The following is a 14042-nucleotide window of genomic DNA, read 5'->3' as shown; positions in this document are numbered from 1 at the left end:
TAAATTCATGGCTGCATGAAGATTTTGTCATTGGTGTTTAAAGAAAATGTATAAGCATGAATAGGATCAAGTTTTTATTGTTTATTCTAATAGTAATGGTATCCATTCCAATTAAGTTGGTCTCTCAGACCAACGGGAAAACGGAGTGGTTTGATCCTAATATTCCTGCAACAACTTATTGTAACCCAATAAATATTGGCTACAATTATGTGACTGAAAATCATAATAATATTCCTGTGTCTCGCAGATCAAGCGCAGACCCTGTCATTATTACCTATAAAGGTGATTATTATTTATTTGCTACCAATCAAGCGGGATTTTTTTGGAGTAAAGATATGTCTGATTGGAATTTCGTTTATGACAGTTTTCAAAGAAATCCTAGAGAAGATGACCAATGTGCTCCTGCGGCTTGGGTGGTGAATGATACGTTGTTTTACGTAGGTTCTACTTGGAAAAGAGATCACCCAGTCTGGAAAACGGCCGATCCAAAATCTGGACGATGGACAAGACATGTTAATACAGCAATGCTTCCCACTTGGGACCCGGCTATTTTTCAGGATGATGATGGTAAAGTTTATATGTATTATGGTTCAAGTGGAAAATTGCCACTTGTGGGTGTTGAAGTAGATTATAATACGTGGTTGCCTAAAGGAGATCAAGCAGATTATGAAACCTTATATCAAGCGACCGAAGTTGATGATATTCAGAAAGCATACGGGGAAATAAGGGAAGTTGTCGGTCTAGAGCCTTCAGAACATGGCTGGGAACGTTTTGGCCCCAATAATGATATGGAGCCTGCACCTTGGGGTAATTTTATTGAAGGTGCTTGGATGACTAAGCACAACGGTAAATATTATATGCAATATGGTGCTCCAGGAACTGAATTTAAGGGGTATGCCAACGGTGTTCATGTTGGAGATCATCCATTAGGACCGTTTGAGTATCAAAAACACAATCCCATGTCCTATAAGCCAGGGGGCTTTGTAGTTGGAGCAGGTCACGGAAATACTTTTGCTGATAACTACGGTAACTATTGGAATACAGGAACATGTAAAATATCAGTTAAAGATCGTTTTGAAAGAAGAATTGATATGTTTCCTGCTGGTTTTGATAAAGATGATGTGATGTATTCTATTACGTCTTATGGTGATTTTCCAATTCTGCTTCCAACTGAAAGCAGAGATCATTCAAAGGGAGCTTCCTCAGGCTGGATGTTACTATCCTATAAAAAACCTGTGACTGTTTCTTCATTTGAAGCATGTCAGGATGTGGAGACAAACAGAATGGATCATGGAGGAGAAAAGGTTTATGAAAGAATCTGTTATGGAGCTTCAAATCTAACAGATGAAAACATTCAAACCTACTGGTCAGCAAAAACAGGAGATAAAGGTGAGTGGCTTCAGGTTGATTTGGGCAAAATCATGGAAATAAAGGCGCTTCAAATTAACTACGCAGACCATAAGGCAACGCAATTCAATAAAGCGATGGATATCTATTACCAATATCAAATATTCATGTCAAATGATGCTGAAAATTGGACTTTGGTAGTTGATAAATCTAGGAATGATAAAGATGTGCCACATGATTATGTGCAGCTAACAAAATCTAAACAAGCACGTTATATCAAGATGGTAAATATTCATAATGCTTCTGGATTATTTGCAGTGTCTGATTTCAGAGTTTTTGGAAAAGGGTTATCAGAAAAGCCAAAATCAGTTTCTGGTTTTAAGGTTGATAGAAGCCAGCAAGATTCGCGAAATGCTATGATTACTTGGAAAAAGCAAGGACAAGCAATAGGGTATAACATCTATTATGGAATTGCTCCCGATAAGTTATATAACAGCATCATGGTTTATGAAGAGGATTTTTACGATTTCCGAGGTATGGATAAAGATACCGAGTATTTTTTCACTATCGAAGCTTTTAATGAAAGCGGCATTTCAGAACGAACCAAAATAATTAAAGCAAAATAGATTGATATGAATCAGCTTAAGCATACGACCTTTTTAATTTGTTTTCTGACGGGAATTATCTCTTGGTCCCAAAACTATGAAGCAAAAGTCGATTCCTTAATGAAGCTTATGACCCTTCAGGAAAAGATTGGTCAGACGGTAATGTATAGTGGAAGTTGGGATCAAACGGGGCCTATCGTAGGAACAGACAATGGTAGATACATCCGTGAAGGCAATTTGGGTGCTATGCTGAATGCATTTACGGTCAAAGGCACAAGAGACTTACAGAAAATTGCTATTGAAGAATCCAGACTTGGTATCCCGTTGTTGTTTGGTTATGATGTGATTCATGGTCACCGAACCATTTTTCCAATCAATTTAGGAATGTCATGTAGTTGGGATTTGAATATGGTTGAAGAAAGTTCGCGTATTGCTGCCGAAGAAGCCTCGGCGGAGGGTTTGCATTGGACCTTTGCGCCCATGGTGGATATTTCTAGAGAACCGCGCTGGGGGCGCATTTCAGAAGGTGCAGGTGAAGATGTGTACCTAGGTAGTCAAATAGCAAAAGCCTATGTTAAAGGATTCCAGGGTGACGACTTATCGCAGCCTAATACGATTTTGGCTTGTGCTAAACATTATGTAGCGTACGGGGCAGCTCAAGCAGGCCGCGATTATCACACAGTCAATATGGGTGAAGGGGAATTACGAAATGTGTATTTGCCCCCTTTCAAGGCTACAGTAGATGCTGGAGTGGAAACGTTCATGTCTGCATTTAATGAGTTAAATGGGGTGCCGACTTCTGGGAATAAATTCACCTTACGAGATATCCTGCGTGATGAATGGAATTTTAAAGGATTCGTAGTTTCAGATTATACATCTATTAATGAGCTAGTTCCTCACGGGTTTGCCAAGGATAGTATTGACGCCGCTAGAATTGGTATGAATGCAGGAGTAGATATGGATATGGTGGGTAAATTGTACCATCATTTTTTAAAAGATCTTGTCGAGGAAGGCCAAGTTCCTGAGCGTTATGTCGATGATGCTTGTAGAAGAATTCTATTAGCTAAATACAAATTGGGATTATTTGAAGATCCCTACAGATACATTAATGAAGAACGAGAAAACACTACTAAATATAAACCGGAGTTTTTAGCTAAAGCCAGAGAGATCGCAGCGGCATCTTCGGTATTACTACAAAACAATAGGGAAGCCTTACCGCTTTCAAAAAGCACAAATAAAATAGCTTTTATAGGACCCTTAGTCAAAGATGAATATGATATTCTAGGAAATTGGGCAGCCAAAGGTGATAGGCAGGGGAAGGCAGTCAGCGTCTTTGAGGGCATTTCAGAATACCTCAAGTCCAATCAAATTTTGTATGCCAAAGGTTGCGATATTTTAAAGGATGATGAATCAGGTTTTGCTGAAGCTATTTCAGTTTCAAAACAAGCAGAAGAAATTGTTCTGGTAATGGGTGAAGGGCATCATATGAGTGGGGAAGCGGCTTCAAGAACCAACTTGAAAATTCCTGGATTACAACCTAAGCTTATTAAGAAAATTAGAGAAGCCAATCCTAATAAAAAAATCACCTTGGTGATCATGAATGGACGTCCATTAAATCTTTCTGAAGAAGTAGGATTGGTTGATGCCATATTAGAAGTTTGGTTTCCAGGTACCATGGGTGGTGCAGCAACTGCAGATTTATTATTTGGTGAAGTGAACCCATCAGGAAAACTAACGGTGACGTTTCCCAGAAATGTGGGTCAAGTGCCTATTTATTACAACATGAAAAATACGGGAAGGCCAATTCCTGAGACTAATCCTAAGGAAGATTATAAAAGTAATTATATCGATGTGCCAAATTCACCTTTATTCTCATTTGGATATGGGTTGAGTTACACTCAATTTACATATTCGAATCTCACATTGTCTTCCAAGACCTTAGATGCTAATGGCACTTTGGAGGCTTCAGTAACCATTACTAATTCAGGAAATATGGATGGGCATGAAATTGTGCAGTTATATATTCATGACAAAGTAGGAAGTGTCACCCGACCTGTGAAAGAATTAAAAGGTTTTGAAAAAATATTCTTGAAAAAGGGTGAAAGTAAAAAAGTGTCTTTTTCAATTTCTATTGAGGATTTGAAATTTTATAACAGCGACATGATTTTTGGGGTGGAACCGGGAGAATTTGAAATTGCTATTGCCCCAAACTCAGAATTTAAGTTTAATACGAGTTTTTATTTAGAATAATACACACAAATTAAATTTTATAATTATGAAGAGACTATTACTTTTTTTATTAATTATGATAGGCTATGTTGGTTTTGCTCAACAATATGCCTACATAGATTTTGGAGGTTCATCCAACACAACTTCTGGCAATTGGAATAACATAGTGGTTTCTTCACAGAACGAAGAAGGCCTTACAGCAAACTTGATAGATGACTCAGGTGCTGATATGGGAGTCCTGTTTACGCTCACCGATTCTTTTGACCATATTAATTCCAACGGGACATCAAGTCCTAATGGGGCTTTGCCTTTTCCTTCTTCGGCATCAATGGATAGTTTCTTTGGGGAAACAGAATCGGGATTTAATGGTAATGTGAATCCGTCAGGCGGTTTTACATTGTCTAATTTGGATCCTGCCCTATATTATTCTTTTTCCGTTTTTAGCTCAAGATCTGGAGTGAGTGATAATCGTGAAACGTTGTATACTGTGGAAGGTGTAACTACAGATTCTCAAGCATTAAACCCAGCCAATAACACGACGAATACGGCCAATATTTTGAATATTCAACCTAACGGAAGTGGGGAGATTGTATTGACCGCAGAGCCGGGCCCAAATAACAATAATAGTTTCGGGTTTTATTATTTAGGGGCAGTACAGTTGATTGTTAGTGAAACACCAATTTCAGATACCACTCCTGACCCTGAACTGGCTCTTAATTATCCTAATGGAGGTCATCTATGGGAAGTTGGAAAGACTGTGAGAGTTAAATGGACTAGTATATCAGTTCCTGATATGCTGATAGAATTTTCTTCAGATAATGGTGCCACATGGTCTACTATAGCAACGGCAGTAGGTTCAGCGCAACATTATGATATGGTAGTTCCTGATGAAATTTCAACTGAATGTTTGGTTCGAATTTCGGGAGAAGGTTTAACTGATACAAGTGAAAATGTTTTTGAGGTAATCCCTAATGAGGGAGAAGTTTATAGAATTATAGTGCTTGGTTCCTCAACAGCGGCCGGAACAGGTCCTTCCGATCTTAATAATGCATGGGTGTGGAGATATAACACCTATCTCACGGAAATGGATACCAGATTTGAGGTGGTTAATTTGGCATTAGGTGGATTTGCTACATACAATATTTTGCCAACTGGGACACCAATTCCTGCGGGAGTTAATAGAACCATCGATGTGGAACGAAACATATCAAAGGCTGTCGAACTGGAAGCAGGTGGAATTATTATCAACCTTCCATCAAATGACGCCGCTAGTGGCTACCCGGTAGCTGACCAATTGTATAACTATGGTCTGATAAGTGACGTGGCAGCAAATGCTAATATTCCACTTTGGGTAACGACACCACAACCAAGAGATTTTGGATCAAATACCACCAACTTAAATATTCAATTGGATATGATAGATGAGACATATACCATGTATGGGGAAAATACGATTGACTTTTGGACTGATTTAGGAGAAGCCGATGGCAATGGTATTTTATCTGAATACGATTCTGGGGATGGAATTCATATGAATGATGATGCCCATTTTATTCTTTTTGAAAGAGTACTAGGTAAAGGAGTGCATACTGCAGTACAAAATGCTTTGAGTGTTGAAGAATTTTTATTTAGCACAGAATTTAAATTATTCCCTAATCCGGTGAGTGAAACCTGTACTATAAGCAACAGCGAATTTGTGGGAAATCAAGCCAATATTCAAGTTTATGACCTTCTAGGCTCAAGAGTTTATGACGGTAACCATCAAATTTCAAATCATAAAATTTCTTGGTCTAGAGGGAATCTTGAAAATGGGGTGTATCTCATGACTATAACCAATAATGATAAGTCTTTAACCAAACGTCTAATTTTAAATTAATGAATTATGAAAAAAATTACATTTATTTTCGCTTTATTTTCTTGTATTTCCTTCGCTCAGGAATATACATACATTGATTTTGGTATTACAACGAATGAAACTGAGGGTAATTGGAACAACTTTTCAGTAGCAAATGCAGTAGATGCTGATGGGCTTTCAGGTGTTTTAATAGACTCGAATGGGGCTAGTACTGGAGTTACTTTAACCATTGATGATGCTTTTGATACGGTTAATACAGCAGGAAATCCGACCCCAGATGCTTCTTTGCCGTTTCCTTCATCAGCAGCCGCAGATAGTTTTTTTGGTGAAACGTCTACTTTTAATGGAAGTTTAGAGGCTACAGGAGGTTTTACTCTAACTGGATTAGACCCCTCTTTTTATTACTCATTTTCGATTTTTGCTTCAAGAAATGGGGTAAGCGATAACAGGGAAACTCAATATACAGTTGCAGGTTCTACAACAGAAGTAGTTGCGTTGAACACTTCCAATAATACGGCAAATACAGCAGATGCTATGAACATTCAGCCAAACGGAAGTGGAGAAATAACATTCACAGCAGAGCCTGGACCAAACAATGACAATAGTTTCGGGTTTTATTACTTAGGAGCAATTGAGATTATTAAATCTGATGCGCCCCTTTCTGTAAGCGATTTTAAATTAAAAAATATGTTGAGTTTGTATCCAAATCCAGTTACTGATATTTTGGAGGTAAGAATGGATTTGAAAGAATCTTCTCAAGTTAAAATGGAAATTTATAATATAAACGGTAGTTTGGTTTCTAAACTTCTAGATGCACAGCAACCTGCAGGGAATTTCCAATTTACCTGGGATAGATATGATAATCAGCAAATCAGTTCAGGAGTTTATTTCCTTAGAATGCAAGTAAACGATAGCGAACAAACCACTAAATTGATATTGAAATAACTTAAATATTTATTATCAAATTTAAATTACCATCTGGCAAAAACGTTACAGCAAGCATCCTATTATTAGCGTTGTTTTGCTGTGATGTTTTCTTTTGCCAAACGCAAACCATAAACTCTGGCTGGCAATTTTCAGAGGATCACAATACTTGGGAAACCATTAATTTACCACACACATGGAATCTTGAAGATGCTTTTGATGATTACCCTGGTTATAGGAGAGGTCAAGGATATTATAAAAAACAAATTTATATTCCTGTAGAGGAAAAGGATGAAATTCAATTTCTAAAATTCAATGCCGTCAATCAAGAGGCTACCGTTTACGTAAATGGTACGTTGATTGGTAATCACAAAGGAGGATATACAGCATTTAATTTTAATATCACACCATTCATTAAATTTGGGGAATATAATCTTATTGAAGTTACAGTTGACAACTCTCATAATGAGAACATCCCACCTTTAAATGCCGATTTTACCTTTTATGGAGGGATTTATCGGGAGGTTGAACTCATTTCTTTACCAAAGCAACATTTTAGTTTTAATGATTTTGCTTCGGAAGGGTTCTATGTCGATTATTATGAAGTGTCAAATGAAAAGGCTGGGGTTGAAGTTTCTTCAATATTAGATAATACCTCCAATACAAATTCTGAAGTATCTCTGCATATGGAATTATTGGATGCCAATGGTGAATTAGTAAAAAGCCGCACAGAATCTTTCAAATTACCGGCAGAATCATCCAATGAATTTAAAGTAAAACTGCCTTTGGTTTATCAGCCAAAGCTGTGGTCGCCAGAGCAACCCTATTTATATGACCTTGTTCTAAAATTAAAAGATGCTCATGGGGAAGTGTTAGAAACAAAGCATTCTCATGTAGGTTTTAGATGGACATCTGTGGATCCTGATAAAGGATTCTTTTTAAATGGGAAGCCGATTAAATTAATAGGAGTCAATAGACATCAAGATTTTCAAGGTTTAGGTAATGCGGTTCCTATTGAGCTTCAGGAAAAGGACATTTATCTCATTAAAAATATGGGAGGGAATGTTATACGGTTTGCTCACTACCCCCATCATCGGGATTTGTATAAGCTATGTGATGAGCTGGGAATTTTAGTCTGGACTGAAATCCCCATCGTTAATAAAGTAACAGACTCTCCTGAGTTTTTTGATGTTTGTATCAACATGCAAAAGGAGCATATTAAACAATATTATAATTATCCTTCGGTGGTGATGTTTGGGTATATGAATGAAATTTTCATTCGTATGGTGTTTGATAAATACTCTGAAGAGGAACGAACTGCACTCAAATCAACCACACTTAAATTAGCCAATCAATTGGAGAATTTGACTCGTGAGTTAGCGCCAAATAGATTAACCGTTATGGCTTGCCATTTAAATGAAATCTATAATGAAACAGGCATTGCAGATCTACCAATGGTTTTAGGTTGGAACCTGTATTTTGGATGGTACGATGCTGAGATAAAAGACTTAGGTTCATTTTTAGATGAACAGCACCAACGGTTTCCAAAACGTTCCATGTTACTTTCTGAATACGGTCCTGGAGCCGATGTTCGCATTTTTACAAAAACCCCCAAAAAGTTTGATTTCTCAACAGATTACCAATTTAAGTTGCATCAATCCTATGTAAAACAGATTCAGGAACGACCTTTTATGACAGGAATGACAGCGTGGAATTTTGCAGATTTTGGTTCAGAATTTCGAGGAGACGCCATACCGCACGTCAATCAAAAAGGATTAGTGCAATACGATAGAACTCCAAAGGATATTTATTTCTGGTATAAATCAGTTTTAGATAAAAGAGAACCTTTTGTATATATCGCAACTGATTTCTTGTCGGGACTAACCTTGTTTCAAGATGAAACTTATCCTATTCAAGTGTATTCAAATCAACCTAAAGGGATGGTTTATGTAAATGGAATAAACTTGGGTGAAATTTCATTTGAAAATGGGGCAGCAAGCGTGGAAGTTCCTTTTCGAGATGGTGAAAACATATTGAGGTTAGAGGCCGGTAATTCTTCTGTAGAAAAAGTGGTTTCAGTTCATAAATTAGAGACCTTAGATTTTAAAAACTTTGATCAGTTTGGGATTAATGTTGGGGGACATTTTTATTTTCATGATCAAGAACGAAATCTCACATTTGTACCAGACCAGACATATCAAACCCCTGGATATGGTTATCTGAGTGGAGCCCCTTATGGTATGACCAAGGATAAAAATCAAGGCGTTCCGTTTAATGTTAGAAACACCACATCAGACCCCTTGTTTCAAACCATGTTAGAAGGATGTACCGATTATAAGGTAGATATACCTAGCGGTGAATATCAAGTAAGTTTGTTTTTTGCTGAACCAAAAATGAAACCCACTCAAAACATTTATAACTTGACCCAATCTGCTGAGGATGTTGAAGTAGCAAACCGTCGCATATTTGACATATATCTTAATGGGCATTTGGTTCAGAAAAATGTCAACCTGGCTTCAGAATATCCAGAAAAATATGGAGTTAGTATCATATCAAATATCCTTATTCCGAAGAATGAAGGTCTTAAGATCACTTTAAAACCAGTAGAAGGTAAACCCGTCCTAAGTGGCATTTTAATAAAAAAAATTAATTAAATGAGAGTTTTAACTATTGCACTTTTCTTATTTCTTGGTGTATATGCAACCGCACAAACCAAAACAACTTATACCTATTCTATTAAAGGAAAGGATACTTTAAAACTGGATGTTTATACTCCAGAGAATATTAAGGCAGGGGATAAACTACCAACATTGTTATGGATGCATGGGGGTGGATTTTCTGTGGGTTCTAGAGATTTTAAAGATGATGCAGAACTTTGCCAATATGCCGCACAGCATGGATATATTGGTATTTCTATTTCTTATAGGTTACTTAGAAAAGGTACCAAAACAGGATTCGGTTGCGATTGTACTAAAGAGGATAAACTGGAGGTTTTTAAACAAGCAGCTATTGATTATTTAGATGCAGCAGCCTTTGTGGTTTCCAATTCTAATCAATTGCATGTCGACACCAAGCTCCTTATTGCTGGAGGAAGTAGCGCTGGGGCAGAGGGCACTTTGAACGCGGTGTTTATGAAAGAGCATTTTGCAGATAATTTAGAGAAATATAAGCAGGTTCAATTTGCAGGCATGTTTTCATGTGCTGGGGCTATTGTAAATGCTGAATACATAACAAAAGAGAATGCCATACCTAGTGTCTTTTACCATGGCACAGAAGATAACTTAGTGCCATTTGCATCGGCGCCACATCACTTTTGTGATCCAGAGAAGCCTGGTTATTTATTTCTGGATGGAGCAAAGGTGATTGTAGATAAGTTAGAAGACTTTGAAACCTCATATTATTTTAACATTGTTAAAGGAGGGAAGCATGAAATTTCACGAATTCCTTATGAGGAGTTGGATAAGGTCTTCAATTTTTTTCAAAGAACGATGATTAATGATGAGGTTATTCAAACAACCATTATTAAAACTAAATCCTAATGAAACATATTGTATACCTAATTTGTTTAATACTTATAGGTCAAAGTTGTAAACAAAAAGAAGACGAAAAGCCTGAGCAGAAAGAAGCCAAAAGACCTAATATCGTTTACATTATGGCAGATGACCATGCCGAACAAGCCATCAGTGCATATGGTCATCCTATTGGAAAGTTGGCTCCCACGCCAAATATTGACCGAATTGCAGATGAAGGCGTGTTGTTTAAAAATAATTTTTGTACCAATTCGTTGTGTGGACCAAGTAGAGCGGTAGTTTTAACAGGTAAGTTTAGCCACATCAATGGGTTTAGGATGAATGGAGAAAGTTTTGATGGTAGCCAACCGACCTTTCCAAAAATGCTTCAAAAAGAGGGTTATAAAACGGGGTTAGTTGGAAAATGGCACTTAAATGGATTGCCTCAAGGATTTGACTATTGGAACATTCTTGAAGATCAAGGGCACTATTACAACCCCACCTTTATAAAACAAGGAGAACAAGGTAAAACGGCTGATACTTTGGATATTCCTGGCTATGCAACAGACATTATTACCAATCAAGCCCTAGATTTTATGAAGACTGCTAAGGATGGGGGGCAACCGTTTATGCTAATGGTTCAACACAAAGCGCCTCATAGAAATTGGATGCCAGCTATTCGTCATTTAAACAAATACGATTCCATTAAGTTCCCTCTTCCAGATACCTATTTTACGAATCATGAGGGATCCTTGGGTTCTCAGGAACAACTTCAAACCATTTATAAGGACACCTATGAGGGCCATGATTTAAAATTAACCAAAGAAAAGGGAAAGCCTGAATTGGCTTGGAATCCATGGACTAATGATTTTGATAGGATGACAGTTGAACAACGAAAAATTTGGGATTCAGCATATGCTTCCAAAAATGATGCGTTTCATGATGCTAATTTGACTGGTAGGGAATTGGCAAAATATAAAGGGCAGCGATTTTTACAAGAGTACTTGGCTACGATTGCTTCAGTTGATGAAGGAGTTGGGGAAATTTTGGATTATCTTAAAGAAAATGGGTTAGAGGAAAATACCATTGTAGTTTATACCACCGATCAAGGATTTTATTTAGGTGAAAAGGGGTGGTTTGATAAGCGCTACATGTATGAAGAATCTTTGGCAATGCCTTTGATGATGAAGTATCCTGGCCATATCAAAGCAGGTTCTGAAGTGACAGCTCTTACACAAAACCTTGATTTTGCTGAAACATTTTTGGATTATGCAGGGGCTGAAATTCCAAATGATATGCAAGGTAAATCCTTAAGGCCCTTAATGGAAAATTCCATGGAAGATGAAGATTTTAGGGATGCCGTGTATTACCATTACTATGATTATCCTGCATTTCACATGGTGAAAAAGCATTATGGGGTAAGGACCAATCGCTATAAGCTCATGCATTTTTATGATGATATTGATACCTGGGAGTTATATGATTTAGAAGAAGACCCAAAGGAAATTCATAATCAGATTGATAATCCAGAGTATGATGCCATTGAAGCTCAATTAAGAAAAAGGCTGGCAGAACTTGAAGAGCAATATCAAGTCACAGAAAAAGAGTTGGAACAAGCTCCAAAGGAAAAAGTAGAGAGGGCTTACAAACAATTTGAAAAATTAAGAGGTCATACTGGAACAGCTTATGACCCTATAAAAGATAAAGATTACACACCATGAGAGTTTTAACTATTATATCGCTAATCTTTTTTATTGGTTTTACTTCCTGTAAAGAGGAATCTGAATCAAAGCAAATGACGAATTCTGACTCTGGAAAAAAAGAGCAGTTAAATAAAGAAAGTGAGACCTATTGTAATCCATTAGATATTGATTATACCTATATGGTTTACAATTCAAGTAGGAATATATCATATCGTTCGGGAGCCGATCCTGCAGTTATTGAGTTTAAAGGCGAATATTATATGTTCGTAACCCGATCATTTGGGTATTGGCATTCAACCGATTTGGTAAATTGGAAGTTTATTAAACCACAACAATGGTTCTTTGAGGGTTGCAATGCTCCTACAGCTTTCAACTATAAAGATTCCTTAGTATATTTTGCGGGAGACCCCGCAGGCTATGGTAGTATCCTTTATACTGATGATCCTAAAAGTGGAAAATGGACACCTACTCCTTCCATTTCTAATAATATTCAAGATTCCGAATTATTCATAGATGATGATGGAAAAGCATATTTGTATTGGGGCTCATCAAATGTTCACCCCATTCAGGTGAAAATGCTGAATCGAGATGATCGTTTTTTAGAAACAGGAGTCAGGAAAGAATTAATCAACTTAGTTGAAGATGAACATGGCTGGGAGCGATTTGGAGAAAATAATTTTCATCCTACTTTGAAAGAAGGTTATATGGAAGGAGCTTCCATGACCAAACACAACGGGAAATACTATTTACAATATGCAGCTCCTGGAACCCAGTTTAATGTGTATGCTGATGGAGTTTATGTGGGTGAAACACCACTAGGGCCTTTTACATACATGAAAAATAACCCTATGAGTTTCAAACCTGGAGGTTTTACTAATGGGGCGGGACACGGTATTACCGTAAAACAAACCAATGGACAATATTGGCATTTTGCAACAATGGCCTTGGCTTCAAATTCACAATGGGAACGCCGTTTATGTATGTTTCCTACCTTTTTTGATGCCGATGGTTTGATGTACTCTAATACGTCCTATGGCGATTATCCTAGATATGCCCCCAGTCATCCTACAAAAGCAGGAGAGCATAACGGATGGATGTTACTTTCCTATAAAGGGGATGCTACGGTGTCCTCCTCTTTAAAACAAATCATGAAATTTACTTCTAATGATGATGAAGTAAAGGTTACAGAATTACCTGTAGAAACTAATGCTAAGGGAGAAATAATTTCTAAAGTATTTACTGATGAAAATCCAAAGACGTTTTGGGTGTCTGAAGCTAATGACGATAAACAATGGATTAAAATTGAAATGGTAAACCCGGGAAAAGTTTACGCTTTCCAACTTAATTTTCACGATTACGAGACAGGGATCTATACCCGTACGGAAGGGTTGAAACATCAATTTGTAATAGAGGTGTCAGAAGATGGTGAGCAATGGCAAACGATGGTTGATAGAAGTCAAAGTGACATTGATGCTCCAAATGCATACATCGTACTGGATGACCCCGTACAGGCTAAGTTTGTTCGTTATAAAAATATAAAAGTACCGGGGGCCAATTTTGCTATGTCAGAATTTCGAGTTTTTGGTTTGGGTCTTGGTGAAAAACCCAAAAAGGTTGAAGGATTTAATATTGAGCGTGAAAAAGATAGAAGGGATGCAACTCTTAAATGGAATGCGGTAAATGGAGCACAAGGATATAATATTCGTTGGGGAATTGCTCCAGATAAATTGTACCAGTCTTGGTTGGTTTATGATACCAATGAACATTTTATGCGTTGTTTAGATAGAGATACACCTTACTATTTTACCATTGAAGCTTTTAATGAAAATGGGATTTCAGACAAGAGTGAAATTATACTAGTAGAGTAATC

General features: G+C 37.3%; 8 protein-coding genes. All 8 read left to right on the top strand.

Features of this window, described 5'->3' with window-relative positions:
* Positions 1-56 precede the first annotated feature (56 nt).
* Positions 57-1973: a family 43 glycosylhydrolase gene (locus tag LOK78_RS08480; protein ID WP_232634584.1), complete on the top strand. Its 1917-nt coding sequence runs from the start codon at positions 57-59 to the stop codon at positions 1971-1973.
* A gap of 6 nt (positions 1974-1979) precedes the next feature.
* Positions 1980-4202 carry a glycoside hydrolase family 3 N-terminal domain-containing protein gene (locus tag LOK78_RS08475; protein ID WP_232634583.1) on the top strand — a complete coding sequence of 741 codons (2223 nt, stop codon included), beginning with the start codon at positions 1980-1982 and terminating at the stop codon, positions 4200-4202.
* Positions 4203-4227: 25 nt separating this feature from the next.
* The gene (locus LOK78_RS08470) at positions 4228-6057 is read left to right on the top strand and encodes an SGNH/GDSL hydrolase family protein (RefSeq protein WP_232634582.1); all 1830 of its coding nucleotides are present in this window, start codon (positions 4228-4230) and stop codon (positions 6055-6057) included.
* Positions 6058-6063: 6 nt separating this feature from the next.
* Positions 6064-6981, top strand: a complete 918-nt coding sequence (locus tag LOK78_RS08465; RefSeq protein WP_232634581.1) for a T9SS type A sorting domain-containing protein — start codon at positions 6064-6066, stop codon at positions 6979-6981.
* Between the two features lie 71 nt (positions 6982-7052).
* A complete protein-coding gene (locus LOK78_RS08460) occupies positions 7053-9614 on the top strand; it encodes a glycoside hydrolase family 2 TIM barrel-domain containing protein (RefSeq protein ID WP_232634580.1) in 2562 nt (853 codons plus the stop codon).
* Positions 9615-10499, top strand: a complete 885-nt coding sequence (locus LOK78_RS08455; protein ID WP_232634579.1) for a carboxylesterase family protein — start codon at positions 9615-9617, stop codon at positions 10497-10499.
* Positions 10499-12190 carry a sulfatase family protein gene (locus LOK78_RS08450; protein WP_232634578.1) on the top strand — a complete coding sequence of 564 codons (1692 nt, stop codon included), beginning with the start codon at positions 10499-10501 and terminating at the stop codon, positions 12188-12190. The genes LOK78_RS08455 and LOK78_RS08450 overlap by 1 nt, the downstream gene beginning before the upstream one ends.
* Positions 12187-14040 carry a family 43 glycosylhydrolase gene (locus tag LOK78_RS08445; protein WP_232634577.1) on the top strand — a complete coding sequence of 618 codons (1854 nt, stop codon included), beginning with the start codon at positions 12187-12189 and terminating at the stop codon, positions 14038-14040. The genes LOK78_RS08450 and LOK78_RS08445 overlap by 4 nt, the downstream gene beginning before the upstream one ends.
* Positions 14041-14042: the final 2 nt, after the last annotated feature.

The sequence above is a fragment of the Mangrovimonas futianensis genome, assembly GCF_021245805.1.
Taxonomy (GTDB): Bacteria; Bacteroidota; Bacteroidia; order Flavobacteriales; family Flavobacteriaceae; genus Mangrovimonas; species Mangrovimonas futianensis.
Note: the sequence above shows the minus strand (reverse complement) of the source record. Positions and strands in the feature narration are given on the sequence as shown.

What these genes read in the sequence shown, in the direction of transcription:
- LOK78_RS08480 (WP_232634584.1), top strand. Translation starts at nt 57, where the DNA reads ATGAATAGGATCAAGTTTTTATTGTTTATTCTAATAGTAATGGTATCC.
- LOK78_RS08475 (WP_232634583.1), top strand. Translation starts at nt 1,980, where the DNA reads ATGAATCAGCTTAAGCATACGACCTTTTTAATTTGTTTTCTGACGGGA.
- LOK78_RS08470 (WP_232634582.1), top strand. Translation starts at nt 4,228, where the DNA reads ATGAAGAGACTATTACTTTTTTTATTAATTATGATAGGCTATGTTGGT.
- LOK78_RS08465 (WP_232634581.1), top strand. Translation starts at nt 6,064, where the DNA reads ATGAAAAAAATTACATTTATTTTCGCTTTATTTTCTTGTATTTCCTTC.
- LOK78_RS08455 (WP_232634579.1), top strand. Translation starts at nt 9,615, where the DNA reads ATGAGAGTTTTAACTATTGCACTTTTCTTATTTCTTGGTGTATATGCA.
- LOK78_RS08450 (WP_232634578.1), top strand. Translation starts at nt 10,499, where the DNA reads ATGAAACATATTGTATACCTAATTTGTTTAATACTTATAGGTCAAAGT.
- LOK78_RS08445 (WP_232634577.1), top strand. Translation starts at nt 12,187, where the DNA reads ATGAGAGTTTTAACTATTATATCGCTAATCTTTTTTATTGGTTTTACT.